Genomic DNA, 24,450 nt, shown 5'->3' with positions numbered 1-24,450 from the left:
CAGGAGAGAGACCCTTAGCGTCACTGTGGCACGATGTCCCGCGACCATCCCCTCCCCCTGGACCGGAGAACGTGATGAGCGAGCACGACGCCGCCACGCAGCCCCCCACCCTCACCCGCGCCGAACGCCTGGACCGCCTTCCCTTCACCCGCCGCCACGGCAGGATGCTGGGCGCCTCTGGCATCGGCTGGGCCCTGGACGCGATGGACGTGGGCCTGATCAGCTTCGTGATCGCGGCGCTGTCCGTGCACTGGCAGATCACCAAGGGCGATGCCTCCATGATCGCCTCTGCCGGGTTCGCCGGCATGGCCATCGGCGCCACCCTGGGCGGTCTGCTGGCCGACCGCATCGGCCGCCGCAACGTGTTCGCCCTGACCCTGCTGGTGTACGGCCTGGCCACCGGCGCCTCGGCCCTCGCCGGCGGGGTCGCGATGCTGATCGCACTGCGCTTCGTGGTGGGGCTGGGCCTGGGCGCCGAGCTGCCGGTGGCCTCCACCCTGATGAGCGAGTTCGCCCCCGCCCGGATCCGCGGGCGCGTGATCGTGTGGCTGGAGGCCTTCTGGGCGCTGGGCTGGATCCTGGCCGCCGTGATCGGCACCTTCGTGGCCGCGGAGGGTGAGAACGGATGGCGCTGGGCGCTCGCGATCGGCATGGTCCCCGCGTTCTACTCGCTGGTGGTGCGCCTGGGCATGCCGGAGTCGGTGCGGTTCCTGGAGAAGAAGGGCCGCCACGACGAGGCCGAGCAGATCGTGCAGCGTTTCGAGGAGTCCGCCGGCATCGAGCCGGGGGGTGGGGGCGCGTCGGCGGCGGGCGACTCGGGCGTCGATGCCCGGGGCACCTCCCCGTCGGCCGCCGCGAACCCCTCGCCGTCGGCCGCCGCGAACGCCTCGCCGTCGGCCGCCACGAACCCCTCGCCGCCGGCCGCGGGGACCGAGCACCGCGAGAGCATCTGGTCCCGCGGCCTGCGGGGCCGCACCACCGCCCTGTGGGTGGTGTGGTTCTGCATCAACCTGTCCTACTACGGGGCGTTCATCTGGATCCCCACCCTGCTGGTGGACCGCGGCTTCGACCTCACCAAGTCCTTCACCTTCACCCTGATCATCACGCTGGCCCAGATCCCCGGCTACGCGGCAGCGGCCTGGCTGATCGAGGTGATCGGTCGGCGCTGGACGCTGACGATCTTCCTGGCCGGCTCCGCACTGGCCGCCGGAGCCTACGGGATGGCCGACAGCGAGACCATGATCATCGCGGCCGGCTGCGCGCTGAGCTTCTTCAACCTGGGCGCCTGGGGCGCGCTGTACGCGATCGGCCCGGAGCTGTACCCCACGGCCGTGCGCGGCACCGGCACCGGGGCGGCAGCAGGGTTCGGGCGGATCGCCTCCCTGCTGGCGCCGTTCCTGGTACCGGTGCTGGTGGCCACCGGCACCCAGGTGCTCGCCTTCGCCGTGTTCGCCGGGGCGTTCGCGTTGGCCGCGGCTGCGGCGTTCACCCTTCCCGAGCAGCGCGGGCGGGCGCTGGAGGAGTAGGTCCACGGGGCATGCCCCCGTGACCCTTCACGGCGCGTACGGTGGTAGCAGTCCTGCCGCTTCGATTCCGAGCATCCCGGCTCGGGACCGCGCGGCCGCCACGGAACCGGAGGCCCCATGCACGCCGACCGCATCACCGACTCGATCTGCTACCACGCCGAGGGGCCCCACTGGTCCGACACCTGGGGAGGCCTGCGCTGGGTGGACATGCTGGCCGGTGACATCATGCAGCTGTCGGCCGAAGGAACGAGCGTGGGCAGTGTGGGGTCCGACGGCGCGAGCTCCGAGGGAAGCGCCGGTACCGATCACGCCGTCGCCCGCATCGCCACGCCCAGCCCCGTGGTGGCCTGCGTGCGCCCCGCCTCCAGCGGTGGCGCGGTGCTGGCGATCGAGAAGGGCTTCGCCCTCGAGGACGCCGACGGCTCCATCGAGCAGCTGCCGCCGCTGTGGGAGGAAAACGTGCGGATGAACGAGGGAGCCATCGCCCCGGACGGCTCCTTCCTGTGCGGCTCCATGCACTACGACCAGGCCGAGGGCGCGGCCGCGATGTGGCGCCTGATGCCCGACGGCACCACCACCCGCATTCTCGCCGGCATCACCGTCTCCAACGGACTCGCCTTCACGGCCGACGGCGCCCGCGCCTACTACGTGGACACCCCCACCGGGCGCGTGGACCTCTTCGACTGGGACGACCGCGCGGGCCTGGTGCAGCGGCGCACCTTCGCGGACCTGAACGAGCAGGACGGCCATCCCGACGGGCTGTGCCTGGACGCGGAGGGCAACGTGTGGGTGGCGATGAACGGCGGCTCCCAGGTGCTGGGGCTGGACTCCGACGGCAGTGTGACCGAGCGGATCACCGTGGGCGCCAGACAGGTGACGGCCTGCACGTTCGGCGGCGCCGACCGCTCCACGCTGTTCATCACCACCAGCCGGGAGAACCTCGAGGCCGGCGAGGACCCGCAGGCCGGATCGCTGTTCGCGGTGCAGGTGGGCGGCGGCGTGCGAGGCTCCGCGGAGGAGCGCCTGTTCGGAGGGTGAGGGAACGGGGCCCTGCAGCACACACCACCCGTCCCCGCTCGTCGGCCCGGAACACCACCCACCCCACTTCACCGACGGTTACGGGTGAGTACATTCCAGGATCTGGAACGTACTCACCCGTAACTCATGCAGCAGACGGTGCCGGGCCCGTGCTCCCGGGGCACGGGGTGCCCAGGCCACCTCCCGCTCTGACACGCCGCTGCACATATGCGAATCCCCTGATTGCCACCGTCGGCGGTGGCAATCAGGGGATTCGAGACTGGAGGACGGCGTGTCTGCGATCAGGCCGGCGCGGCGCAACCGCCGCCAGATCAAGTGCGTGCCCGTCCGGCAGGCGAGAGCAGTGCGCCCGGCCTGATCAGGCCAGCTGGCCCGCCGCCAGCGCGCAGCGGGCCTGCCGTGCATCGTCAGGCCTGCAGCGCCTCGACGTCGTCGTCCATCCAGTCGAAGGTGCGCTCCACGGCCTTGTTCCACAGGCGCATGTACCGCTCGCGGGTCTCCTCGTCCATCGAGGGCTCCCAGCGCTTGTCCTCGTCCCAGTTGTCGATGACGTCCTGCTCGCCGTCCCAGAAGCCCACGGCGATGCCGGCCGCGTAGGCGGCACCCAGGGCGGTGGTCTCGATGACCTTGGGGCGCACCACGGGCACACCGATGATGTCGGCCTGGAACTGCATCAGCAGCTCGTTCTTCACCATGCCGCCATCCACCTTGAGCTCGGTGAGGTCCACGCCGGAGTCGGCGTTCATCGCATCGAGCACCTCACGGGACTGGAAGGCGGTGGCCTCCAGGGCGGCACGTGCGATGTGGCCCTTGTTGTGGAAGCGGGTCAGGCCCACGATGGCGCCGCGGGCGTCGGCCTTCCAGTGCGGTGCGAACAGGCCCGAGAACGCGGGGACCACGAAGCAGCCGCCGTTGTCGTCGACCTGCTCGGCAAGCTTTTCGATCTCCGGGGCGTCCTTGATCAGGCCCAGGTTGTCGCGCACCCACTGCACGAGCGAGCCGGTGACCGCGATGGAGCCCTCCAGGGCGTAGATCGGCTTGTTGTCACCGATCTTGTAGCACACGGTGGTCAGCAGACCGTTCTCGCTGCGCACCAGCTCCTCACCGGTGTTGATCAGCATGAAGTTGCCGGTGCCGTAGGTGTTCTTGGCCATGCCCACCTCGAAGCAGGCCTGGCCGAAGGTGGCGGCATGCTGGTCGCCGAGGATGCCGGCGATCGGGGTGTCGATGAGCAAGCCCTGCTTGCGACCGTACCCGTACACCTCGGAGGAGGACTTGATCTCCGGGAGCATGGACAGCGGGATGCCCATGTCCTTGGCGATGTCCTCGTTCCAGTCGAGGGTGTCGATGTTCATCAGCATGGTGCGGGAGGCGTTGGTGACGTCGGTGACGTGCACGCCGCCGTTCACACCGCCGGTCATGTTCCACACCAGCCACGAGTCGGTGTTGCCGAACAGCAGGTCACCGGCCTCGGCCTTCTCGCGGGCACCCTCGACGTTGTCCAGGATCCACTTGACCTTGGGCCCGGAGAAGTACGTGGCCAGGGGCAGGCCCACGCGCTCCTTGTACTTCTCCGCACCTTCGTCGCCGGCCAGCTCGTCGCAGATCTTCGCGGTGCGGGTGTCCTGCCAGACGATCGCGTTGTAGACGGGCTCGCCGGTGTTCTTGTCCCACACCACCGCGGTCTCGCGCTGGTTGGTGATGCCCACGGCGGCCAGCTGGTGGCGGTTGATCTCGGCACCGACCAGGGCCTCGCCGACCACCTTTCGGGTGTTCCGCCAGATCTCCTTGGGGTCGTGCTCGACCCAACCGGACTTCGGGAAGATCTGCTCGTGCTCCTGCTGGCCGGTGGAGATGATCTGGCCCGCGTGGTCGAAGATGATCGCGCGGGTGGAGGTGGTGCCCTGGTCGATGGCCAGGATGTACATGGTCTCGTCGTTCATCGGGTCTCCTTCGATGATGATCTCGAGCGGTGGTGATGGTGCGCCCGTCGACGGGGGCCCGCCGTCGGGTGGTTCGGGGGTGGGGCGCATCGCGGCGCGCCCCGGGGCTGTGGAGCGGGGGCCGCCCGGGAAGGACGGCCCCCGCACAGGTCAGGCGAGGATCTTCGCGACGAGGCCCGCGAGGATGCCGCCGATGATCGGGCCGACGATCGGGACCCACGAGTAGCCCCAGTCGGAGCTGCCCTTGCCCGGGATCGGCAGGATCGCGTGCGCCAGGCGGGGGCCCAGGTCACGCGCTGGGTTGATGGCGTAGCCCGTGGGCCCACCGAGAGAGGCGCCGATGACGAGCACAAGCAGGGCCACGGCCAGCGGGCCCAGGCCCGAGGGGGTGGCACCGAACATGATGATCACGAGCACCAGCACGAAGGTAGCGATGATCTCGGTGACCAGGTTCCAGCCATAGGAGCGGATCTCCGGACCGGTGGAGAACACGCCCAGGATCTTGCCCTGGTCCTCCTCCACGTCGAAGTGCTGCTTGTAGGACAGCCACACCAGTACGGCGCCGATGAAGGCACCGATGAGCTGCGCGACCAGGTAGGCCAGCACGTTGGGGATGGTGCCGGGGATGGCCGCCAGCCCGGCGTCGGGGTTGCCGGCGAACATGTCCGAGCCGTTGGCCAGCAGGCCCAGGGTGACGGCCGGGTTCAGGTGCGCGCCGGTCTTGTAGGCCACGTAGACACCGGCGAACACGCCGAGGCCCCAGCCGAAGTTGATCATCAGCCAGCCGCCGCCGAAGCCTTTGGTCTTGGCCAGGATGTTGTTGGCGACCACGCCGCCACCGAGAAGCAGCAGCATGGCGGTGCCGGCGATCTCGTACAGGAAGATCGTTCCCATAGGTTCTCCTCATTGAGCCCCCGGGGCCGCGTCGGTGTGGCCCGGGGTACCCCGCAGAGTATGCGCTCGTACGGGGGTCTGTCATGGTGCGCCGGTCGGGTGACCAGCGCATGTCCTCCCGCCGGGAATGGCGGGATGCGGCCCCTCGAAGGGGCCGGTCCTGGGGGAGAGGTCGGGCGCCATGGGCCAAAGGCCCGTGGTGGGAGCGCCCGACGTCAGGGGATGACGGGCACCTCCGGGGCCCGGGAGACGGCCGCGGCCGCCTCGTCGTCGCTGTGGGACGCCTCGGCCTCGAGGCGGGCGGCGATGAAAGCGCGGTAGGTCTCGACCTCCGTGCGGGTGCGGGCCTCGTCCCAGCCCAGCTCAGGGCCGACGATCGCGGCGATCTCCTCGGCGGCGCCGACCCCGCGGTCGCGCACCTCGTAGTCCAGGCGCAGGCGGCGGGTGATGACATCGGCCAGGTGGACGGCGCCCTCCGCGCGGGCGGCGTACAGCACCTCGGCGCGCAGGTAGCGGGGCGCCTGCTCGAGCGGCTCCAGCAGCGAGGGGTCCTCCTCGGCCAGCGCGAGCACGTCGGTCAGCAGGGCGCCGTAGCGGAACAGCAGCCGCTCCACCCGGATCTCGTCGAAGCCGTGGCGGGCGGCGAGCTCGGCCTGGTCGCGCTTGAGTTCCGCGTATCCCTGCGCGCCGATGATCGGCACCGAGCGGGTGAGGCTGTGGCGGCCGGGGTAGGTGTCCTTGACGGCGAAGTCCACGATGTCCTCGGCCATCACCCGGTAGGTGGTGTACTTGCCGCCGGCGATCGCGGACAGTCCCGGCTCCATGCGCATCACGGTGTGCTCGCGGGAGACCTTCGAGGAGGAGCCCTCGGACTTCTTGATCGGCTGCAGCAGCGGGCGCAGGCCCGCGTACACGCCGATCACGTCGTCCCGGGTGAGGTCCTCGGCCAGCACCTCGTTGGCGTGCTCGAGCACGTAGTCGATGTCCTCGCTGGTGGCGGCCACGTGGTCGGGGTCGTGGGTCCACGGGGTGTCGGTGGTGCCGATGATCCAGTACTCGTCGGAGGGGATCAGGAACAGCACGGACTTCTCGGTCTTGGTGATCACGCCGGTGTCGCGCGCGGCGGGGATACGGTCGCGGGCGATGGTGATGTGGATGCCCTTGGAGGCCAGCACCTCCAGGCCCTTCTCGGAACCGGCCAGCTCCTGCTGCTCCTGGGTCCACACACCGCCACCCAGGATGGTCTCGCAGGCGTGGACATCGAACTCGTCCCCGGTGAGGACGTCGCGCACACGGGCGCCGGCGATCCGCTCCCCGTCGCGCAGGTAGCCGATGACCTCGGTGTAGTTGGTGACCGCGGCCTCGTACTGGGCGGCCGAGCGCACCAGCATCATCACGAAGCGGGCGTCGTCCATCTGGGCGTCGAAGTACTCCAGGGCGCCCACGATCTTCTCGCCGTCCAGCGCCGGGAAGTACTCGAGCATCTTCTTCTTGAGCAGGTGGCGGTGCATGGGCACGGCGCGCTTGCGGCCGATCATCTGCATGGCGTCGTACAGCATGACGCCGGAGCCGATGAAGGCGCGGTCCACGACCTTGTGGAAGAAGGGGAACACGAAGCTGATGGGGTGCACCAGGTGGGGCGCGGTGTGCTTGATCAGCAGGTCGCGCTCGCGCAGGGCCTCGGCCACCAGCTTGAAGTCGAGCATCTCGAGGTACCGCAGGCCGCCGTGCATCAGCTTGGAGGAGCGCGAGGAGGTGCCGGAGGCCCAGTCGCGAGCTTCGACCAGGCCTACGGACAGCCCGCGGGTGGCGGCGTCGAAGGCGGCCCCGGCACCGTTGACACCGCCCCCCACCACCAGCACGTCCAGCGGGTTCTGGGCCGTCGCGTCGCGCAGCCGGTCCAGGTGCTCCTGGCGGGAGGCGGGCGTGAGGGTGGCGGCGCTCTTGTTCGGCACGGGGCGCTCCTTCGCGTAGAGGTTCGGCTGCCCGGGCGGACTGGGGGTCCATCGCCAGACGACCGGGACTTAGGGCCCAGGATGACGCTAACGTGCGGGGCTCGGCAAGCGGGGTGCACGAACGTGCAACACTGGGGGCATGGCCCAGGATGCACGGCAGCAGAGCGCCTACGAGGCTGCACGGATGTACTACGACGAGGGCCAGACGATGGAGGCCATCGCCTCCGCCTTCGGCATCTCCCGCTCCACCGTGTCCCGCCTGCTTCGCGATGCCCGGGAGCAGGGGATCGTGCGGATCACGCTGCGGCCCCCGGGGGTGCGCCGCCTGGCGGACCTGCGCTCGGCGATCGGTCAGCGCTACGGCGTGCGCACCCACGTGGTGCCCACCAGACCCGACAGCTCCGAGCGGGAGCGGTTGCGCGCCGTGGCGGCGGATGCCGCGGGCGTGGTCGAGGACCTGCTGCAGCCGGATCAGGTGGTGGGCATCGCCTGGGGCACCACCGTCACGGCGGTGGTGGAGCAGCTGGCGCCCCGACCCGTGCTGGGAGCGCAGGTGGTGCAGCTGAACGGGGCGATCAACACCGAGGGCTCGGGCCTGGCCAACGTGTCCACCGTGATGGATCGGGTGGCCTCGCGCTGGTCTGCCACGGTGCACCACTTCCCGGTGCCGGCCATCTTCGACTATCCCTCCACGCGGGAGGCCATGTGGCGCGAGCGCTCGGTGCGGCACGTGCTGGAGATGCAGCGCCGCTGTCGTCTGGCGGTGTTCGGGGTGGGCGCCTTCGATGCCGAGGTGCCCAGCCAGGTCCACGCCAGCGGTTACCTCACGGAGGACGATCTCGCCCAGCTGTACTCCGACGGGGCGGTGGGGGACGTGTGCACCGTGTTCCTGCGGGCCGACGGGTCCTGGCGCGACGTGCGCATGAACCAGCGCTGCTCGGGGCCCAGCCCCGCGGCGCTGGCCTCGATCCCCCGGCGGGTGCTGGTGGCCTCCGGTGCCCGCAAGGCGGTGCCCCTGCGTGCGGCGCTGCGGGCGGCGTGCGCGACGGACCTGGTGCTCGATGAGGCCACCGCCGCGCGCCTGCTGGCGCTGGATTGAGGCGCCGCGACTGTGCCCGTACGGACTGGTACGGCCCTATGTGGGCGGGGACGTGCCCGTCTGGCTGGAGGATGCGACCGCCGTGAGCGCGGAGGCGATCGCGGCACTCGAGACTGAGCCGGTCCTCGATACCGCCGCTCCGACACCGTCACGCTACGAACAGTAGGCGGAACCTCTCGCACACCACCGGCATGTCCGGGGTGACACCGCGGGGATCCTCCCCGTGCTCGCGCCAGAACGCCTCGTGCACCCGCCGCCAGTGGGCCAGGGAGCGGTCGCCCTCCCCCTCGGCATGCGCATGGGCGGCGTCCACCTGGTCGAAGGGCACCACGCTCACCCGGGTCGTCTCGAGCACCGCCCGCGGCCGGCCGGCACCGTCCAGCACGATCGAGAGGTCGCCCTCCCGGGGAAGGGGGTCGCCTGAGACTCGGTAGTCCTGCAGGGAGGAGGCGGTGGCTGTCTTGATGCCGTCGAGCACCAGGGCCAGCAGCTCGTCGGCCTGCTCGGGGGTGGCCCCGAAGGCCCAGGCCTCGGGGAGCTCGCACGGCAGCGCGGGGCAGCTTCTTCGCGCGGTGGCCCAGAAGGCGTCGAGGCTCACCCCTCGGCGTCCGTGAGGTCCAGGCGCTCGGGGTGGGTGTACACGTTCATGCGGCCGTCGCCGTCGTCGAAGGCACGCGTGAAGCCGACCAGCGTCATCCCCACCTCCTGGGCGGTGTCGATCGCCAGTGAGCTGGCAGCCGAGACACAGGCCAGCAGGGGGATCCCGGCCATGAATGCCTTCTGGGCGATCTCGAAGCTGGCACGGGAGGAGACCAGCAGGAAGCAGTCGTTGAGCGGCAGGCGGTCCTCGAGCAGGGCCCAGCCGATCACCTTGTCCACCGCGTTGTGGCGGCCCACGTCCTCCCGCACCACCAGCACCTCGCCGTCCCGGGTGACCAGGGCGGCGGCGTGCACTCCCCCGGTGCGGGAGAACACGGCCTGGTCGTCGGTGAGGTTGCGGGCGGCATCGAGGATGGCGCGCGGATCCACCGTCCAGCTGCCCATCAGCACGTAGCGGCCCTTCTGCCGCACCGCGTCGATGCTCTCGGAGCCGCACACCCCGCATGCCGAGGTGGTGGTGAAGCGCTTGGTGGGAACCTGCTGCAGCTGCGGGCGGGCGGTGGTGAAGTCCATGACGTTGTACGTGTTCTGCGCGAACCCGCTGCCGTCGTCCACCACCGCGCCGTCGCAGTAGCGGGCCTCGACGATGTCCTCACGGGAGGCGATGATCCCCTCGCCGTGCAGGAAGCCGTGGATCAGCTCCACATCGCTGCCGGGGGTGCGCATCGTCAGGGAGAGCTGCTGGCCGTTCAACCGGATGTCCAGGGGCTCCTCGACGGCGACATGGTCGCCCTTGCGGCCGGCGTACAGCCGACCGTCCCGCACTCGCACGGTGCGGATCCGCTTCGTCTCGGTCACCCTGCCCATGGTCAGAGCCTAGTTGGTGCATGCCGGCAGTTCCGCGCGGAGCCGTTCAGGATCCGAGGGCAGCGAGCGGGAACGTGGACACGCCGTTGTCCAGCTGCATGGTCGCTCCCGTCCCCGTGACGACGGCCGTGAACACCGGGGGCCCGGCGTGCGTTGCGATGTCCTCCACCGTCACTCGGAGCTTTTCAGCGGCTGCCCCAGCTGCGCGGCCTCCGAGCTTGACCTCGACCGCGGCCCAGCGTCCCCCCGGCCAGGTGAGGACCGCATCGATCTCCCTCCCGTTCGAATCCCGATAGTGATGGACCTGGGCGCCCGAAGCCTCGCCAAGCGCCATCAGGTCATGCACAACTGCGGACTCGAACATCAGCCCGAGAGTCTCAAGGTCCCGCCTGAGATCGGCTGACGTCGCCCCGAGAGCAGCGGCCGACAGGACAGGATCGGCCAGATGGTACTTCGGCGACGTTCGCACCCGAGCCTTGGATCGAAGCCGCGGGATCCACGCGGGGACCGCCTCAACGACGAACATCCGACGGAGCACTTCGATAAGGCTCGCCAAGGTTTCACGAGCCATCGATCCCGCCACCGGCTCGAGGTCCTTCAGTATCGCCGCTTGCGTGACTTCCGAGGCGGTGGACCGCGCAAAGGAACGCAGCAACTGGTCGATGACAACGGGCCTCTGTCGCGTGGAGGCGAGCCGGGGAAGGTCGGTACGCGCCACCTCTCCGAGGTATGCCCGGGCCTGCCGCAGTGCACCCTCTTCCGAAAGGTCCACCAGCCCCGGAAAGCCGGAGCGCACCACACCCGCGATGACATCGTCAAGAGTCGGAGCAGCAGCGACAGTCTCCACGGGCTCTCCATCAAGGAGAGACCGCAGGGAGACCGAGCCCCTAGAGCATCCCTTCTCAAACCAGGTCAGAGTGTGCTCCCGAACCCTGAGGAAGCGCCCTGCACCGGAATGTCGCGTCACATCGTCAGAAGGGACCGCTGACCCGGTGAGGATGAATGACCCCCGATGTCCGCCGAGGTCGACTTGTCGACGCACCCGGTTCCACATCTCAGGCATCACCTGCCACTCATCGAGAAGCCGGGGCTGTGCACCGTCCAGCAGCACCTGCGGTGCGACTTCGGCGAGCTCTTGGGCCTCCGGCGAATCGAGGAAGACGTAGCTCTCCGCCAGATTCAGAGCCGTCATCGTCTTCCCACACCCCCGTGGCCCCTCGATGATCACCGCCCCGGAGCCGGCCAAAGCCGATGACACGACTGCGTCGACCACGCGCGGGCGATACGCCACGCCGAAGTTCGTCAAGGTGTCCACGCCGCCACTCTAGAGGACGAACGATGCAGGTCACAGGTTGTGTCCGGCATTCTGCAGGATTCTTGATCGACATCCTGCAGAACGACTATTCGACATTCTGCAGAAGGCCAGGTCGGCAAGCTGCAGACACCGGTTCCGGTTGCCCGCCACCCACCCGACTGTCGCGTACTGTTCGAGGCAACGGGCCACCTCCAACCCAGAGCACACGTGCCCCACACCGCGAGGGAGCCTCGATGTACCGGACCCGGATATGGCCGCTGCCGATCTTGATCGCCACCCCCTTGCTGGTCTGGGCCTTCCACGATCGCGCCGGCTGGGGGCACTCGTTCGGCGTGGTGGTGATCGGTCTGCTGCTGACGATCCTGGCCGTGAGCTGCAGCGCGCTGCCGTACAGCACCTTCCGCACCGCCGTCACCGGGATCGTGGTGCTCTGCGTGGTGGCGCCCTTCGCCTCCGGGATCGTCTACGGGGATCCGCTGGTGGCGGTGCCGTTCCTGGCCGCCCTGGGGGGCGCGGCCGCTCTGGTAAGGGCGCCGCAGGCGCCCCGGCCACCGCAGGCGGGTGCGCCCGCCCCTCGCTGAGCAGGCTCGACGGCGCCCGCTGAACAGCCCGCAGCCCACCCCACCGAGGTGGCGGGACGGGCTGCGGTGCAGGGGCCGGTCCGGGGACCGACGCAGTCAGCGTGGCCGGTTCCGGACCGGCGGAATCGGCGCGGGTGCGACCGATCAGTTCTTGACGACGGCGCCGGCGAGCAGGTTGAGGGACTCCTCCAGCTTCTCCTCGGGGACGGCCGGGAAGCCGACCTCTTTGGCAAGCTTCTCGTCGACCTTGGACCAGTCGTAGGTCAGGGATACCTCGGTGGAGTCGGCATCGACGGGCTTGAGCTCGTACAGCCACTCCCAGCCCCCGGGCTCGTCCTTGTTCTTCTCCTGGGCGGGCTGCCAGCCGATCATCTTGTTCTCGTCGAAGGCGGTCACGTGGTTGTGCATCACGTAGTCGCCGCCGTTCATCTCGGCGTGCATGTTCATCACGAACTTCTCACCGGACTTGGTGATGCGCTCGGTGTTCTCGGCAGAGCGCACCATGCCCGAGCCGTCGAACTCGTGATGGCGGGCAGGCAGGGTGAGCACCTCGAAGATGTCCTTCGCGGGGGCGTCGATGGTGCGGGTGACGGTGAGGGAGGTCTGGTTCTGGCTCATGTCGCCACCATGCCGCACACGCCTGGAAATGTCACCCAGACTTCGAGATCGTCCCCCGGGCGCCGAGACCTGGTTATCGAGCTGACCTGCGATGACGTCGACCGCTCGACCGCGCGGTTCCGCGACCGTGAGTCGCACCGGCGGGCGCAGGATCGGGTGCGCGTCAGACCAGGCCCTTCTCCCCTAGCCAGTCCGTGGCGATGGTGGCGGAGTTCGCCTGCTCCTCGACGCTGCGCTGGTTGATCGCCACCAGGTCGTCAGCGCTGAGCTGCTCGATCACGCGCTCGATCGCAGCGGCGGCGGTCTCGTCGACCTTCTCGGTGACCAGGGGAACCACGTTCTGCGGCAGGATCATCGACTCCGGGTCCTCCAGGACCACAAGGTCGTTGGCGGCGATGGCGGGGTCGGCGGTGTAGATGTCCGCCAGCTGCACGTCACCATCGGTGAGGGCCTGCACGGTGAGGGGGCCACCGGAGTCCTCCACGGGCACCACGGTGACATCGACCCCGTAGATGCTCTTGGCGCCCTCGGGGCCGTACGGACGCACCTCGAACTCGCTGTTGGCAGCGATCCTCAGATCCGGGATGCCGGCCAGGTCCGCGATCGTGGTCAGGGAGTGCTCCTGGGCGAACGCAGCGGTCGTGGTGTACGAGTCCTGGTCGGAGGCCTCGGCGAAGTCGAGCACCCGCAGCGCCCCGGGCAGGGCCTCCCCGAGCGCGGAGTGGATCTCCTCCGGCGAGGCGCTGGGGGCGTCCGGCTCGTAGTGCTGCAGCAGATTGCCCAGGTACTCAGGCAGCACGTCCAGCGACCCGTTCTCGAGCTCCGGCACGTACACCTCGCGCTGCCCGATCTGGAACTGCCGCTCGACGGTGAAGCCCTCGGCCTCGAGCACCTGAGCGAACAGCTCCGCGATGATCTCGTTGGAGTAGTAGGCCTGCGAGCCGATGACGAGCGTGCTGGAGCCCACGGCACCACCGCCGTCCGATGGCGCCGTTCCCTCCTCGCCGCCCTGCGCGGTGTCCTCCTCGAAGGGGTCGGAGCTCGAGCATGCGGCCGCGCCGAGCACGACCCCAGCGGTCCCCCCGGCTGCGAGCAGGGAGCGTCGGGTGCTGCGAATGGTCATGGCGAACTCCTACGGGTGGGTTCGGACGGGCTCGGGGCTCGAGGAACTCGGACGGGCTCGGGACCGTTCCAGGGTACGGGCCCGCGCGGGCCCGACCTCGACCATCCGGTCACCGGCCTCACACGCCGCGGGGCGCGGTGAGCCGCTGGACGCCCAGCAGCAGCAGGTCCAGAACCAGCGCCAGGGCGATCACCAGCACGGAGCCTGCGATCATCTGCGGGTAGTCCTGCGAGCCCAGTCCCAGGAAGATGTACCGGCCCAGACCACCGTTGCCCACGTAGGCCGCGAGCATGACGGTGGCGACGACCTGCACCGTCGCGCCGCGCAGCCCGCCGATCAGGAGCGGGAGGCCCAGTGGGATCTCCACCCGCGTGAGGATCTGCATCTCGGTCATGCCCTGCGCGCGGGCCGCGTCCACAGTGGCCGGGTCCGCCGATTCCACGGCGGAGTACGCGCCGGCCAGCAGGGACGGTACCGCGAGCACCACGAAAGCAAGCAGCGGGGCTGTGAGGCCGATGCCCATCAGCAGGGCGAACAGGGTGACCAGGCCCAGGGTGGGCAGTGCGCGCGCCGCCCCGGCGGCCATCACGACGATCCCCTTCCCGCGCCCGGTGTGCCCCACCAGCAGGCCCAGCGGGATCGCGATCAGGGCAGCGACCAGCACCCCGAGCGCCGTGTACCCGAGGTGCTCCAGCATCCGCGCGGGGATGCCGGAGGGGCCGGTCCAGCGTGCGGGATCGGCCATCCACTCCAGAGCCTGCCCCAGGGGACTCCCGTTCATGCCGCCGCCCCCGTGCGCTCGCGGCCCCGGGAGCGCCGCGGGGCGCCCCGTCGGGTCCAGGGCATCAGCATGCGGCCCGCCAGGACCAGCAGTGCGTCCAGCATCAGGGCCAGCACTGCGGTGAGCACCACACCGGTGAGGATCTGCACCGGGATGCCGCGTCGGAACCCGTCCACGAACAGCATGCCCAGGCTGGGGACCCCGAGGACTCCCCCCACGGTCACCAGCGACACGGTGCTGACCGCCACCACCCGCAGCCCGGCCAGCAGCACCGGGCCGGCGAGCGGCAGCTCCACCGCCCAGAACCGGGCCGCCGGTGCGTACCCCTGGGCAGTGGCGGAGCTGAGCACATCGCGGTCCACCGAGCGGAAGGCGTCGGAAGCAGAGGGCACCATGAGCGCGAGCCCGTACAAGGTGAGCGCCAGGATTATGTTCACGGGGCTGCGGAACCCCGTGCCCAGCATGCCCGGAAGGAGCACGAACAGCGGCAGGGAGGGAATCGCGTACATGAGACCGGAGGCGGTGGTGATGCCGGTGCGCAGCCAGCCGGCGGCATTGGCCAGCTTCGCGAACGGCAGGGCGAGCAGGAACGCGATCAGGATGGGCGGCAGCGACTGCGCCAGGTGCGCTCCCGTGTACGCCACGATCTGGTCGAGGTTGGACTGCAGCCAGTTCACGTCATGTGCTCCCCGGCGGTGCGGTCATGGTCGAGCACGCCGGTGGCCCGCCCGTCGGCGTCGACCACCACGCGCCTGCCGTCGACCTCCTCGAGGTGCAGGGTGCGCGTGCCGCGGTCCGCACCCACGAAGCGGGAGACGAAGTCATCGGCAGGCCGGGCCAGGATCTCCCGCGGGGCGCCCTGCTGGGCGATGATGCCCCCGGGACGCAGCAGCACCACGCGGTCCCCCACCAGGAATGCTTCGTCGATGTCGTGGGTGACGAAGACGATGGTCTTGCGCAGCTCGCGCTGGAGGCGGAGCAGCTCCTGCTGCAGGTCCGCCCTGACGATCGGGTCCACCGCGCCGAAGGGCTCGTCCATCAGCAGGATGTCCGGATCCGCTGCAAGGGCCCGCGCCACCCCCACGCGCTGCTGCTGGCCACCGGAGAGCTGGGCGGGGTACCGGGTGGCGACCTGCTGGTCCAGTCCCACCAGCTCCAGCAGTTCGGCGGCGCGGGTGCGCGCATCGCGACGCGAGGTGCCGCGCAGCACGGGGACGGTGGTGATGTTGTCCAGCACGGTGCGGTGCGGAAGCAGCCCGGAGGCCTGCATGACGTAGCCGATGGAGCGGCGCAGCTGCACAGGGTCCAGGTGCGCCACGTCCTCGCCGTCGATCAGCACGCGCCCGGCAGTGGGGTCGACCATGCGGTTGATCATCCGCATCAGGGTGGTCTTGCCGGAGCCGGAGGAGCCCACCAGGACCACGCTCCGGTGCGAGGGGATCTCAAGGGTGAAGTCCTCCACGGCCACCGTGCCGCCGGGGTACTCCTTGCGGACGTTCTCGAATCCGATCACCGTGTGCTCCGTACGACGGGGAGGGGCGGTGTGCTCCGCCGGGCGACCCACAGTAGCGGAGATCGCCGCGGCCTCTCAGACCGGGATCGGCACGATCGCCGGGTGGCGCATCACCGAGAGGGTGCGACGGTCCACCACCAGGGCCTCTCCCTGCTCGAGCTCGAGGTGGTCGGGCTGTGGGATGCCCGTGGACGCCACGATCACGCGCTCGGGGTCGATGCGGTAGCGCAGGGTGTAGTTGTCCGGGTGATGGTGGGGCTTGGCCTGTGCCGGGTCGTGCTGCTGGTACGCCACCAGCAGGTCCGGGGTCATGTACAGGCAGTTCAGTGCCTCCGGCACCCGGGTGCCGTAGCGCAGGCACAGGGCGGTGATCTCCGCGGCGGCGCGCTGCACGGCGACGACCGGCTCCTCGGTGCGGGCGTACAGCTCCACTAGGGAGAAGTACAGCTCCGAGTCCGTGGTCCCTTCGGGCACGCGGCCACCGCGGGAGAGGATCTCCTCGCGCAGGGGGCCCGAGAGGTCGAACTGGCCGTTGTGGGCGAACACCACGTCGCCCTCCCGGAAGGGATGGGTGTTGGTGATCTGCAGAGGCAGGCCAGGGCTGGCCTTGCGCAGGTGCACCAGCATCATGGGGCCGTGCGCGGCGGCGAGCGCCTCCCGGTAGGCGGTGGACTCGCGGGCGACGTCCAGCTGCCGCAGGATCTGCGGGGTTGACCGCTGGGCGGGGCCGTCCTGCTCGAACCACGCCACGCCCCAGCCATCCCGGTGCAGCTCCGACAGCTCCGTGAACGGCTCCAGCTCGTGGGCGATGGCACGGTCCAGGGAGATGCGCTCACGGCTGACGACACCGAGCAGACGACACATGGGAGGGTCCTTCTTCCGTGGGACGGGGGTTCCGCAGGGGGAGTTCTCCGGAGCGGGGTTGTGCTGGGGAATTCGACGGAGTGGGGTTGCGCAGCAGCGGGTGCACGCTGCCTGCTCAGCCGCCCGTCGCGCGCGCCTTCATCCGCGCGTCCAGCGCCAGCGCGATCCGGGTGAGCAGGAAGTTGATGGCGATGTAGATGACCGAGACCACCACGTAGGTCTGCACCAGGTAGCGGGTGATGGAGACCATCGTCTTGCCCTGGAACTGCAGCTCGTTGAAGCTGACCACGTAGCCCAGCGTGGAGTCCTTCAGCAGGCTCACCAGCGCCAGGATCAGGCTGGGCAGCACCAGGCGCACGGCCTGCGGCAGCACCACGTGGAGCATGGAGTCGCGCGGGGTCAGGCCGATCGCGGCAGCGGCCTCGTGCTGGCCCTTGTCCACGGCGTTGATGCCGGCGCGGAACACCTCAGCGGTGGTGGCGGAGGAGACCATGATCATCGGGATCACCAGCATCCAGAACCGCGGCACGTTCACCCCGTAGGCGGGCAGGGCCAGCAGGAACGCATAGACCACCAGCAGCATGGGGATGCCACGGAAGAACTCGATCCAACAGGCCACCGCCGCGCTGAGCGGGGTGATGCGGGAGAGCCTGCCCAGGGCCAGCAGCAGGCCCAGCGGGAAGGCGACCACGGCGGCCATGGCGGTGGCCTTCAGGGTGCCCATCAGGCCCTTGCCCAGGAAGGCCAGGTAGTCGGCGCGCAGGTACACCACCCACTTGCCGGGATCGAGCTCGCCGTTCATCGCGAACTGCCGCAGCCCCAGCGCGATCACGCCGAGGATCACCAGCACGCTGAGGATCGACAGGACCAGGATCCGACGGCGGCCCTTCGGGCCGGGCGCGTCGAACAGCACCTGGGTGGCGGTGTTGGTGCGTGCGCTCATGCCTGCGCTCCTGCCTGCACGTCGAGCGCGCGGTCAGGGCCCCGACGGCGGGCGTCCGACGGGGACACGGCCCGCTCCAGCACCCCGCCCAGGTAGGCGCCGCCCAGGGACAGCACTAGGTACACGGCACCGGCCACCAGGAACATGACGACCGCCTGGGCGTACTGGATGTTGAGCCTTTGGGTGACGCCGGTGATCTCCATGACCGCGATCGCGGAGCACAGTGAGGAGCCGATGACGGTGCCGATGAACACGTTCACCAGCGGCTGGATCATGGTGCGGAACGCCTGGGGCAGCACCACGTGGCGCAGGGTGCCGAAGAATCCCAGCCCGATGGAGCGCGCGGCTTCCGCGTGCCCCACCGGCACCGTGTTGATGCCGGAGCGCACGTTCTCGCACACGAAGGCAGCTGAGGACAGGGTCAGGCCCAGCACGCCGCACCAGAAGTACGGCAGGGTCAGCCCCACGTCCGGCAGTCCGAAGGCGATCAGGATCAGCAGGCTCAGCAGCGGGATGTTGCGGAAGATCTCCACGTACACCGTGGCCGCCCACCGCAGCGGCGGGATCGGGCTCACCCGGCACACGGCCAGCACCGTGCCCACGACCAGGGCGAAGACGTAGCCCAGCAGGGTGAGCGCGACGGTGGTCGCGATGCCCTGCAGCAGCAGGGGGATGTTCTCGCTGATGGCGTGCATGGGGACCTTCCGGGGGAGGCGCCGACGGGGCCGCGCTGTCGGGCGGGCCCCGTCGGTCAGGCGATGAGGATCAGGCGGGCAGGTCGCCGGGGACGGGCGGCTCGGGGGCGTCGCCCGGGACGACCTCACCGATGGTGGCGGTCCAGAGCTTCTCCCAGGTGCCGTCGTCGATGATCGCCTGCAGGAAGGTGTTGACGAAGTCCAGGGCGTCCTCGTCGTCCTTGGACAGGCCCACGCCGTAGGGGTCGTCCACGAAGGGCTCGCCCACCACCACGACGTCCGGATCGGCCTTGGAGTTGCCCAGCAGCACGCCCTGGTCAAGCACGTAGGCGTCGGCCCGGCCCTGCTTGAGGGCGGCCACGCAGGACTCGTTGTCCGGCAGCTGCTGCACATCGCCCGGATCGGTGACGTGCTCCTCGATGGCCTGGATGCCGGTGGAGTTGGACTGGGTGACCAGGTTCTTGCCGGTGAGGTCCTCGGGCCCGGAGATCGACTCGGCGTCCTCGGCGCGCACCTGGATGGCGGTGCCGGAGAGGTAGTACGGGCCGGCGAAGTTGATGACCTCGAGGCGCTCGGGGGTGATCGAGTAGGTGGCGATCACGCAGTCCACGGTGCCGTTCTGCACCATGGTCTCGCGGGTGTCGACGGTGGTGTCGATGTACTCGACCTTGTCCGCGCCGTCCTCGCCCAGGATGTAGCGGGCCAGCAGCTGGGTGATGCCGGCGTCGAAGCCGGTGGGGTTGCCACCGGAGGTGTCGGCCAGGGAGAACACCTGGTTGGCGACGGTGCCGCCACGCTTGAGGGTACCGGCCTCCTTGATGCGGGTGGCCCAGGCGCTGGCCTCGATGGCGGCGTCCTCGGCGACGGGACCGGAGGCGACCGCATCGGCGAAGCCGCCGCCTGCGCCGCCCTCGCCGCCGAGCGAGGGTCCGTCACCGGTGTCGGAGCCGCAGGCGGCCAGGGCAGCGCCGAGGGGCAGTGCGGCGGCGGCCGCGACCAGGGCACGGCGGCCGGGGCGGAAGGTGCTGGTGGTCATGGTGTTCTCCGTTTCGTGGGGTGATCGTCAGGTGCGGGAGTTCGCGGGTGCCGGTCGGTGCCGGTCGGGTGTCAGTGCGGGAGGATCTTGGACAGGAACGCCTTGGCGCGATCACTGCGGGGGGCGGTGAAGAAGGCCTCCGGCTCGCCCTCCTCCACGATCTCGCCCTGGTCCATGTAGACCACGCGGTCGCACACGTGGCGGGCGAAGCCCATCTCGTGGGTGACCACGAGCATGGTCATGCCCTGCTGGGCCAGTTCGGTCATCACGTCGAGCACCTCGTTGATGACCTCGGGGTCCAGGGCGGAGGTGGGCTCGTCGAACAGCAGCGCCTTGGGCTTCATCGCCAGTGCGCGGGCGATGGCCACGCGCTGCTGCTGGCCGCCGGAGAGCGCCGCGGGCAGGGAGTCCGCCTTGTCCGCCAGGCCCACGCGCTCCAGCAGCTCCCTGGCCTGGGCCTCGGCCTCGGCTTTGGGGACGCCGCGCACCTTGCGCGGACCCAGGGTGACGTTGTCGATCGCCTTGAGGTGGGGGAAGAGGTTGAAGCTCTGGAACACCATGCCGACGTCGGAGCGCAGGGCGGTCAGGGCCTTGCCCTCCTCGGGCAGGGGCTCGCCGTCGATCAGGATCTCGCCGTCGGTGATGGTCTCCAGGCGGTTCACGCAGCGGCACAGCGTGGACTTGCCGGAGCCGGAGGCGCCGATCAGGGCCACCACCTCGCCGCGGTGGATGTCCAGGTCGATGTCCTTCAGCGCCTGGAAGTCGCCGAAGAACTTGGTGACCCCGCGCACCGAGATCAGGGGCTCGCTCGACTGCCTGGCACGCGAGGGCTCACGCTGCTCCGCGGGGGCGCCGGGTGTGCTGCTGGTCTCTTCCATGCACCGAGAATGTCTGGTGCGACCGCCGACTGTCCAGCAAGCGGAATAGTTGTTTACATTTCGGAATGCTTTTGTGACCGCCCGGCGCTCATGTGGCGGGCGCCGCAGGGTCCTCCTGCGGCGCCCGGTCACCCGTCGATGCGATCGGCCGGCTGTCGCTCAGCCCTGGTAGCCGCGCTGGTACACGGCGTCGAAGGGCAGGTGGCTGGACTGGCGGTGCTCGATGGAGCTGTCCACCACGGCCTTGGCGGTGCGCGCGGCCTCGAGCGGGGTGGCGCCCTTGGCCAGCTCGGCGGTGACGGCGGCAGCGAGCGTGCAGCCGGCGCCGTGGATGCGGTCCTCGCCGGTCTTGGGGCTGCGCAGCTCGACGGTCTGCTCGCCGTCGTAGAACACGTCCACCGCGTCGGCGCCCTCCAGCACCACGCCGCCCTTGGCGAGCACGATCACGTCGTAAGCGTCGTGGATGCGGCGGGCGGCCTCGGTGAGGTCCTCCACCGACTCGATGGCGTCCATGCCGGACAGCGCCAGCGCCTCGAAGTGGTTGGGGGTCACGAAGGTGGCCTTGGGCAGGATTTTCTCCTTGAGTGCGTTGTCGGTGTCCAGCGCGTGGCCGAACTCCTGCCCCTTGCAGATCAGCACCGGGTCCAGCACCACGTTGGTGAAGGAGTGCTCGGCCAGGGCGGCGGCCACGACGTCGATGGTGGCCGGGCTGCCCAGCATGCCGATCTTGACGGTGTCGATGTCGTGCACGCCCGTGCAGGCCTCGATCTGATCGGCGATCACCTGGGGCTCCACGGGCACGAAGCGGTGGTTCCAGTTGTCCTTCGGGTCCATCGAGACGATGCAGGTCAGCGCCGCGCAGCCGAAGGTGTCGAGCTGGTGGAACGTCTTGAGGTCGGTCTGTGCACCGGCGCCTCCGGTGGTCTCGGAGCCGGCGATGGCGAGGGCGACGTGAGTCATGTGTCCTTCCTGAACTGTGCTGCGGGTCCCGATCGTGCGAGCCCGCCGGTGATGGGTGTGCCGCGGGCTCCCAGGGCTCGGTGCCCGTTCCTGCGGCGATGGCCGCGCGCTCCCAGGGCTTCCCGTGTGCCGGGCGCCCGTCGCAGCAGCCGGGTCGCGCGCTCCCAGGGCCTCCCGTGTGCCGGGGACCCGTCGCAGCGACCGCAGTCCGATCCTACTCGGGTACAGTGCCGTGCGTGTCCAGGCCCGATGCCGTCACGGCCGAGGAGGCCGGCGCCCCACCCCGCCCGTCCCCGCATCGTGCCACCGTTGGCCCGCGCCCTGGGCGCGGTTCGGGCTCCTCCCCCCGTTCCCGCACCGGTGCCCTGGCCGCCGAGCACCTGCGGCCCACCCTGACGTTCCTCACCGTGGGCGGGCTGGTGTTCCTGTTCGACGCCGCGCTGTACAACCTGCTGGTGTTCTGGGACCCCGCGGAGGGATGGGGACAGGGGCTGATGCACGGCCACCCGCTGGCCGCCAAGCTGCTGACCATCGCGGTGGCCTCGTGCCTGACCTACCTGGGCAACCGCCTGTGGACCTTCGGGGACCGGCCCCGCCCCCACACGGCTCGCTCGATAGCGCTGTTCGTGCTGGTGAACCTGATCGCCGCGGGGCTGCAGCTGGGCTGCTTGGGCTTCTCCCGCTACGTGCTGGGCCTGGACTCGGTGCTGGCCGACAACGTCTCCGGGACCTTCATCGGGCAGATCGTCTCGACCACCTTCCGGTACGTGACCTACGGACGGTACGTGTTCCCCCGCGAGCGCTGACCTCGCTCTGACACACTCGGGCCATGGACACCTCCGGCCCCTGGACCCGCGCCTCCGGCGCCACCGGACTGCTCACCGACGGCATCGCCCGCCCCACGGTGTTCGCCCGCATCTCCGCCCGCGCCGCGCAGACGGGCGCGGCGAACCTGGGGCAGGGGTTCCCGGACACCGACCCGCCCCACAAGGCGGCCGCGGCCGCGATCGCAGCGATCCGAGCCGGCCACAACCAGTACCCGCCCGGGGCCGGCGAGCCCGTGCTGCGGGAGGCGATCGCGCTGCACCAGCAGCGCCGCTACGGACTCGACTGGGACCCTGCCGGGGAGGTGCTGGTGACAACCGGCGCCACGGAGGCGCTGGCGGCCACCGTGCTGGCGCTGGTGGAGCCGGGGGACGAGGTGGTCACCCTGGAGCCCTTCTACGACCAGTACGCGGCCCTGATCGCCCTGGCCGGCGGGGTGCACCGCACCGTCCCGCTGCGCATCGCGCCGGGTGCCGACGGGGACCTGGCCACCACGGTGGACGCCGCCGAGCTGCGCTCGGCCTTCGGTCCCCGCACCCGGATGGTGATCGTGAACTCGCCCCACAACCCCACCGGGGCGGTGCTGGATCGGGAGGTGCTGGTCGCGATCGTCGAGGAGGCGGTGCGGCACGACGCGCTGATCGTCACCGACGAGGTGTACGAGCACCTCACCTACGGTCCCGCCCACGTCCCGATCGCCACGCTTCCCGGGGCCCGTGAGCGCACCGTCTCGATCTCCTCGGCGGGCAAGACCTTCTCGGTGACGGGCTGGAAGATCGGCTGGGTCACCGCGCCCTCTCCCCTGGTCACCGCCATCACCGGGACCAAGCAGTGGCTCACCTACACCTCCGGGGCGCCCTTCCAGCACGCGGTGGCGGTGGGCCTGCGCATGCCCGACGAGGCCATCGCCGGCATCGCGGATGACCTGCGAGAGCGTCGGGACCTGCTGGTGGCGGGGCTGCGCTCGGTGGGGTTCACCGTGGGGGTGCCGGAGGCCGGCTACTTCGTGGTGGCCGATACCGCGGGCCTGGGCGAGCCCGATGCCGAGGCGCTGTGCGAGCGCCTGCCCACCGAGGCCGGGGTGGCCGCGATCCCCCTGACGGCGTTCTACCGGCCCGGCAGCGCAGAGTCCGCCGCGGCCGGCTCGCTGCTGCGCCTCGCGTTCTGCAAGGACCGCCCCACCATCGAACTGGCCCTGGAGCGCCTGGCCGGCTGGTCCGGCCGATGATCACGGCACGCACCCGCCGATCCCTCCGACGGCCGCCACGCGGACGGCCCGCCCTCCCCGTGCGGGGTGGGCGGGCCGTCGGGCGTCACAGCAGGTGGGTCACTCGGCAGCGACCCACACCTCCTCACCGTCGAAGTCCAAGAGCACCGACACGTTGAACGAGCCCTTCTGGACGGCATCGGTGGGGATGGTGCAGGGGCTGTTGAACTCACCGGTGCCGCCGTCGTACAGCTCTCCCACGTCCATCGCGTCGTTGGGAACCACGAGCGGAGCGGACCTGTACGAGTTGCCGCTGTCGGCCACGTAGTTGGTGCTCAGCAGCAGCAGAGGCTCGACGCTGCCGGAACCGCGGTAGGTGAGCGTGACGGGAACCATGATGTGGACATCGCCCTCGCCCGGATCCGCGTTGAACTGGTTCGTCTCCTTGATCTCTTCGGTGGCGTCCCAGTTCACGTTGCCGAAGCTGATCTCCAGCTCGCCGTCCTCGGTATCGGGGAGGACGAAGGTCTCACCGGCCCCGTAGGGGTTCTCACGCGTGCCCTTGTCACCGTCGCCGGCAGGCTCGGTGGTGTCGTCCCCACCCTCGGGCTCGGTGGTGTCATCCCCACCCTCGGGCTCGGTGGTGCCGTCCGGATCGGGTGTCTCCTCCTGGGTGGTGGTCGTGTCACCGCCACCCGTGGGCGGATCCTCCTCGCCACCACGGGTGAACAGGAAGATGCCGCCGCCGATGATGCCCACGATGAGGGCCAGCACGGCACAGCCGGCGCAGATCAGCAGGGGCAGCTTGGAGCCGGACTTCTTCTCGCCCTGCTGCGGGGCGGCTCCCTGCGCACCGTCCCCGAAGGACGGTGCGTAGCCGGAGTTCGGCGAGCCCTGGCCGTAGTCCGAGTAGCCGGCGTTGGGAGAGGGCTGGCCATAGGCGTCCTGGCCGTAGCCCCCCTGGCCGTAGGCGTCCTGCCCGTAGGCGTCCTGCCCGTACCCGGCGTTCGGCGAGGGCTGGCCGTAGCCGTCCTGGCCATTGCCCTGGGGTTGCCCGTAGGGATCGCCGGACTGCTGACCCCATCCGTTCTGCGGTGGCTGCGACATGTTCTCTCACCCGGCGCTGTAGCACAGCGCCGTACCCCTCTCACGACACGACGGTATGTCGGGCCCGTCGCCCGACACGCAT

General features: G+C 70.1%; 24 protein-coding genes. 6 read left to right on the top strand and 18 right to left on the bottom strand.

Annotated features, from left to right (window positions below):
* The first annotated feature begins 74 nt into the window (after positions 1 to 74).
* Both IOE58_RS11110 and IOE58_RS11105 read left to right on the top strand, forming a co-directional pair.
* Complete coding sequence (locus tag IOE58_RS11110) at positions 75 to 1,526, top strand: MFS transporter (protein WP_193866456.1); 1,452 nt, start codon at positions 75 to 77, stop codon at positions 1,524 to 1,526.
* Between the two features lie 117 nt (positions 1,527 to 1,643).
* Positions 1,644 to 2,564 (top strand): SMP-30/gluconolactonase/LRE family protein, encoded by a 921-nt coding sequence (locus tag IOE58_RS11105; protein ID WP_193866455.1) that lies wholly within the window; start codon positions 1,644 to 1,646, stop codon positions 2,562 to 2,564.
* A gap of 407 nt (positions 2,565 to 2,971) precedes the next feature.
* Here IOE58_RS11105 and glpK read toward each other — a convergent pair whose 3' ends face one another.
* The 3 genes from glpK to IOE58_RS11090 form a co-directional block, all read right to left on the bottom strand.
* Positions 2,972 to 4,507, bottom strand: a complete 1,536-nt coding sequence (glpK, locus tag IOE58_RS11100; protein WP_193866454.1) for a glycerol kinase GlpK — start codon at positions 4,505 to 4,507, stop codon at positions 2,972 to 2,974.
* A 150-nt stretch (positions 4,508 to 4,657) separates the two neighbouring features.
* Complete coding sequence (locus IOE58_RS11095; protein ID WP_193866453.1) at positions 4,658 to 5,401, bottom strand: MIP/aquaporin family protein; 744 nt, start codon at positions 5,399 to 5,401, stop codon at positions 4,658 to 4,660.
* A gap of 215 nt (positions 5,402 to 5,616) precedes the next feature.
* Positions 5,617 to 7,356 (bottom strand): FAD-dependent oxidoreductase, encoded by a 1,740-nt coding sequence (locus tag IOE58_RS11090; protein ID WP_193866452.1) that lies wholly within the window; start codon positions 7,354 to 7,356, stop codon positions 5,617 to 5,619.
* A gap of 139 nt (positions 7,357 to 7,495) precedes the next feature.
* Between IOE58_RS11090 and IOE58_RS11085 the strand changes: the two genes are divergently transcribed.
* Positions 7,496 to 8,455, top strand: coding sequence for a sugar-binding transcriptional regulator (locus tag IOE58_RS11085; RefSeq protein WP_193866451.1), 960 nt, complete (start codon positions 7,496 to 7,498; stop codon positions 8,453 to 8,455).
* A 148-nt stretch (positions 8,456 to 8,603) separates the two neighbouring features.
* On the opposite strand, the gene IOE58_RS11080 is transcribed toward IOE58_RS11085, so the two are convergent.
* Genes IOE58_RS11080 through IOE58_RS11070 form a run of 3 tightly spaced genes read right to left on the bottom strand, consistent with a single transcriptional unit; the run spans position 8,604 to position 11,237 of the window.
* Complete coding sequence (locus IOE58_RS11080) at positions 8,604 to 9,053, bottom strand: ASCH domain-containing protein (protein WP_193866450.1); 450 nt, start codon at positions 9,051 to 9,053, stop codon at positions 8,604 to 8,606.
* Positions 9,050 to 9,922, bottom strand: a complete 873-nt coding sequence (gene fdhD, locus IOE58_RS11075; protein WP_193866449.1) for a formate dehydrogenase accessory sulfurtransferase FdhD — start codon at positions 9,920 to 9,922, stop codon at positions 9,050 to 9,052. The genes IOE58_RS11080 and fdhD overlap by 4 nt, the downstream gene beginning before the upstream one ends.
* Positions 9,923 to 9,968: 46 nt before the next feature.
* The gene (locus IOE58_RS11070) at positions 9,969 to 11,237 is read right to left on the bottom strand and encodes a DUF8612 domain-containing protein (RefSeq protein WP_193866448.1); all 1,269 of its coding nucleotides are present in this window, start codon (positions 11,235 to 11,237) and stop codon (positions 9,969 to 9,971) included.
* 233 nt (positions 11,238 to 11,470) lie between these two features.
* Here IOE58_RS11070 and IOE58_RS11065 point away from each other — a divergent pair, with 233 nt between their 5' ends.
* Complete coding sequence (locus IOE58_RS11065) at positions 11,471 to 11,818, top strand: hypothetical protein (RefSeq protein WP_193866447.1); 348 nt, start codon at positions 11,471 to 11,473, stop codon at positions 11,816 to 11,818.
* Between the two features lie 144 nt (positions 11,819 to 11,962).
* On the opposite strand, the gene IOE58_RS11060 is transcribed toward IOE58_RS11065, so the two are convergent.
* The 11 genes from IOE58_RS11060 to IOE58_RS11010 all read right to left on the bottom strand — a co-directional run bounded on the left by IOE58_RS11060 (position 11,963) and on the right by IOE58_RS11010 (position 21,229).
* On the bottom strand, positions 11,963 to 12,436 hold the full coding sequence (locus tag IOE58_RS11060) for an SRPBCC family protein (protein ID WP_193866446.1): 474 nt from the start codon (positions 12,434 to 12,436) through the stop codon (positions 11,963 to 11,965).
* Between the two features lie 163 nt (positions 12,437 to 12,599).
* Positions 12,600 to 13,559, bottom strand: a complete 960-nt coding sequence (locus IOE58_RS11055; RefSeq protein WP_193866445.1) for an ABC transporter substrate-binding protein — start codon at positions 13,557 to 13,559, stop codon at positions 12,600 to 12,602.
* Between the two features lie 118 nt (positions 13,560 to 13,677).
* On the bottom strand, positions 13,678 to 14,340 hold the full coding sequence (locus tag IOE58_RS11050; RefSeq protein ID WP_193866444.1) for an ABC transporter permease: 663 nt from the start codon (positions 14,338 to 14,340) through the stop codon (positions 13,678 to 13,680).
* Positions 14,337 to 15,017, bottom strand: a complete 681-nt coding sequence (locus tag IOE58_RS11045) for an ABC transporter permease (protein WP_193866443.1) — start codon at positions 15,015 to 15,017, stop codon at positions 14,337 to 14,339. The genes IOE58_RS11050 and IOE58_RS11045 overlap by 4 nt, the downstream gene beginning before the upstream one ends.
* Positions 15,014 to 15,853 carry an ABC transporter ATP-binding protein gene (locus IOE58_RS11040; RefSeq protein ID WP_193866442.1) on the bottom strand — a complete coding sequence of 280 codons (840 nt, stop codon included), beginning with the start codon at positions 15,851 to 15,853 and terminating at the stop codon, positions 15,014 to 15,016. The genes IOE58_RS11045 and IOE58_RS11040 overlap by 4 nt, the downstream gene beginning before the upstream one ends.
* A gap of 75 nt (positions 15,854 to 15,928) precedes the next feature.
* Positions 15,929 to 16,717, bottom strand: coding sequence for a class II glutamine amidotransferase (locus IOE58_RS11035; protein WP_193866441.1), 789 nt, complete (start codon positions 16,715 to 16,717; stop codon positions 15,929 to 15,931).
* 115 nt (positions 16,718 to 16,832) lie between these two features.
* Positions 16,833 to 17,660, bottom strand: a complete 828-nt coding sequence (locus IOE58_RS11030; protein WP_193866440.1) for an amino acid ABC transporter permease — start codon at positions 17,658 to 17,660, stop codon at positions 16,833 to 16,835.
* Positions 17,657 to 18,355, bottom strand: a complete 699-nt coding sequence (locus tag IOE58_RS11025; protein ID WP_193866439.1) for an amino acid ABC transporter permease — start codon at positions 18,353 to 18,355, stop codon at positions 17,657 to 17,659. The genes IOE58_RS11030 and IOE58_RS11025 overlap by 4 nt, the downstream gene beginning before the upstream one ends.
* Positions 18,356 to 18,425: 70 nt before the next feature.
* Complete coding sequence (locus IOE58_RS11020) at positions 18,426 to 19,391, bottom strand: glutamate ABC transporter substrate-binding protein (RefSeq protein ID WP_193866438.1); 966 nt, start codon at positions 19,389 to 19,391, stop codon at positions 18,426 to 18,428.
* 71 nt (positions 19,392 to 19,462) lie between these two features.
* Positions 19,463 to 20,269 carry an amino acid ABC transporter ATP-binding protein gene (locus IOE58_RS11015; RefSeq protein WP_284690647.1) on the bottom strand — a complete coding sequence of 269 codons (807 nt, stop codon included), beginning with the start codon at positions 20,267 to 20,269 and terminating at the stop codon, positions 19,463 to 19,465.
* Positions 20,270 to 20,428: 159 nt separating this feature from the next.
* Entirely contained in the window at positions 20,429 to 21,229 is an 801-nt protein-coding gene (locus IOE58_RS11010; RefSeq protein WP_193866437.1) for a hydroxymethylpyrimidine/phosphomethylpyrimidine kinase, read from the bottom strand.
* A 236-nt stretch (positions 21,230 to 21,465) separates the two neighbouring features.
* Between IOE58_RS11010 and IOE58_RS11005 the strand changes: the two genes are divergently transcribed.
* Both IOE58_RS11005 and IOE58_RS11000 read left to right on the top strand, forming a co-directional pair.
* A complete protein-coding gene (locus tag IOE58_RS11005) occupies positions 21,466 to 22,035 on the top strand; it encodes a GtrA family protein (protein WP_193866436.1) in 570 nt (189 codons plus the stop codon).
* 23 nt (positions 22,036 to 22,058) lie between these two features.
* On the top strand, positions 22,059 to 23,282 hold the full coding sequence (locus tag IOE58_RS11000; RefSeq protein WP_193866435.1) for an aminotransferase class I/II-fold pyridoxal phosphate-dependent enzyme: 1,224 nt from the start codon (positions 22,059 to 22,061) through the stop codon (positions 23,280 to 23,282).
* Positions 23,283 to 23,381: 99 nt separating this feature from the next.
* On the opposite strand, the gene IOE58_RS10995 is transcribed toward IOE58_RS11000, so the two are convergent.
* Positions 23,382 to 24,368, bottom strand: coding sequence for a hypothetical protein (locus IOE58_RS10995; protein ID WP_193866434.1), 987 nt, complete (start codon positions 24,366 to 24,368; stop codon positions 23,382 to 23,384).
* Positions 24,369 to 24,450 lie beyond the last annotated feature (82 nt).

It is taken from the genome of Brachybacterium epidermidis, assembly GCF_015209585.1.
Taxonomy (GTDB): Bacteria; Actinomycetota; Actinomycetes; order Actinomycetales; family Dermabacteraceae; genus Brachybacterium; species Brachybacterium epidermidis.
This window is presented reverse-complemented; position numbering and strand designations above follow the sequence as displayed.

Coding starts and splice junctions, on each gene's coding strand:
- IOE58_RS11060 (WP_193866446.1), bottom strand. CDS start 12,436: ATGAGCCAGAACCAGACCTCCCTCACCGTCACCCGCACCATCGACGCC.
- IOE58_RS11010 (WP_193866437.1), bottom strand. CDS start 21,229: ATGACTCACGTCGCCCTCGCCATCGCCGGCTCCGAGACCACCGGAGGC.
- IOE58_RS11110 (WP_193866456.1), top strand. CDS start 75: ATGAGCGAGCACGACGCCGCCACGCAGCCCCCCACCCTCACCCGCGCC.
- fdhD (WP_193866449.1), bottom strand. CDS start 9,922: ATGGGCAGGGTGACCGAGACGAAGCGGATCCGCACCGTGCGAGTGCGG.
- IOE58_RS11055 (WP_193866445.1), bottom strand. CDS start 13,559: ATGACCATTCGCAGCACCCGACGCTCCCTGCTCGCAGCCGGGGGGACC.
- IOE58_RS11085 (WP_193866451.1), top strand. CDS start 7,496: ATGGCCCAGGATGCACGGCAGCAGAGCGCCTACGAGGCTGCACGGATG.
- IOE58_RS11065 (WP_193866447.1), top strand. CDS start 11,471: ATGTACCGGACCCGGATATGGCCGCTGCCGATCTTGATCGCCACCCCC.
- IOE58_RS11030 (WP_193866440.1), bottom strand. CDS start 17,660: ATGAGCGCACGCACCAACACCGCCACCCAGGTGCTGTTCGACGCGCCC.
- glpK (WP_193866454.1), bottom strand. CDS start 4,507: ATGAACGACGAGACCATGTACATCCTGGCCATCGACCAGGGCACCACC.
- IOE58_RS11000 (WP_193866435.1), top strand. CDS start 22,059: ATGGACACCTCCGGCCCCTGGACCCGCGCCTCCGGCGCCACCGGACTG.
- IOE58_RS11095 (WP_193866453.1), bottom strand. CDS start 5,401: ATGGGAACGATCTTCCTGTACGAGATCGCCGGCACCGCCATGCTGCTG.
- IOE58_RS11015 (WP_284690647.1), bottom strand. CDS start 20,269: ATGGAAGAGACCAGCAGCACACCCGGCGCCCCCGCGGAGCAGCGTGAG.
- IOE58_RS10995 (WP_193866434.1), bottom strand. CDS start 24,368: ATGTCGCAGCCACCGCAGAACGGATGGGGTCAGCAGTCCGGCGATCCC.
- IOE58_RS11050 (WP_193866444.1), bottom strand. CDS start 14,340: ATGAACGGGAGTCCCCTGGGGCAGGCTCTGGAGTGGATGGCCGATCCC.
- IOE58_RS11035 (WP_193866441.1), bottom strand. CDS start 16,717: ATGTGTCGTCTGCTCGGTGTCGTCAGCCGTGAGCGCATCTCCCTGGAC.
- IOE58_RS11020 (WP_193866438.1), bottom strand. CDS start 19,391: ATGACCACCAGCACCTTCCGCCCCGGCCGCCGTGCCCTGGTCGCGGCC.
- IOE58_RS11025 (WP_193866439.1), bottom strand. CDS start 18,355: ATGCACGCCATCAGCGAGAACATCCCCCTGCTGCTGCAGGGCATCGCG.
- IOE58_RS11105 (WP_193866455.1), top strand. CDS start 1,644: ATGCACGCCGACCGCATCACCGACTCGATCTGCTACCACGCCGAGGGG.